This is a genomic window from Oleiphilus sp. HI0125, from assembly GCF_001635355.1.
Window position 1 is genome coordinate 1 of sequence record NZ_LWGF01001420.1, and the last position, 983, is coordinate 983.

Sequence of the window (983 nt, forward strand, 5' to 3'; positions counted from 1 at the left end):
TCTTGCGGCAGGTCTACTTCCCAACTCACTTCTTCTTCGTCTAAAGGATGAATCAAAGTGAGTTTTTTTGCATGCAGCGCCTGACGAGGGAAAGCTTTCAATGCTTCTTTGAATTCAGGACTCGTTCCCGCCGGCACTTTCGAACGTCCTGCGTATGTTCTGTCACCAACAAGCGGATAACCAATGTGCGCCATGTGAACACGAATTTGATGCGTACGCCCAGTCTCTAGCTTCACACGAATATGCGTATGGTGATCGAATTTTTTAACCACGCGATAATGCGTCACGGCATTCTTGCCAAAAGGCGTAACTGCCATTTTCTTTCGATCTCGAGAATGGCGAGCAATTGGCTCATCGACGGTACCACCGCCTGTCATAACTCCCGTTACGAGGGCTTCATATTCACGCCCCATACTTCTATCTTGTAGCTGAGCAACAATATGCGCGTGGGCTTGCAAGGTTTTAGCGACCACCATCAAGCCTGAAGTATCTTTATCCAAACGATGCACGATACCTGCGCGCGGCACATTCTCTAAGCTCGCATCATAATGAAGTAAGCCATTAACTAACGTTCCGGAATAATTTCCTGCTGCTGGGTGCACAACAAGGCCAACGGGCTTATTGATAATCAATATGGCTTCATCTTCATAAACAATATCCAGATCAACAGGCTCTGCCTTCCACTCACCCTGCGCTTCAAGTTCCGCTCTGAGCTCGATGAAGTCGTTAACTTTTACTTTTTCTTTCGGCTTCAGTACTGCGCCATTTACAGTCAATGCACCCTGTTTAATCCATTGCTGGAGGCGCGAACGCGAATAATCTGGCATCAATTCCGAAATCGCCTGATCTAAGCGCATCCCAGAATGTTCCATATCAATTACAAAATCCGCTTCTACGCTCTCGCGTGTATGCTCACTCATCTTCTATTCCGTGCAGTAGGACTCTTACGATACAGCCCAAAGTTATGACATAATCGACGCATT

The 983-nt window shown here is 46.9% G+C and carries 1 protein-coding gene; it reads right to left on the minus strand.

The window, feature by feature from the left end; genetic code table 11:
- Window positions 1–920, minus strand: a 920-nt coding sequence (rluD, locus tag A3762_RS24095) for a 23S rRNA pseudouridine(1911/1915/1917) synthase RluD (protein ID WP_068758003.1), incomplete at its 3' end; no start/stop codon positions are given.
- Window positions 921–983 lie beyond the last annotated feature (63 nt).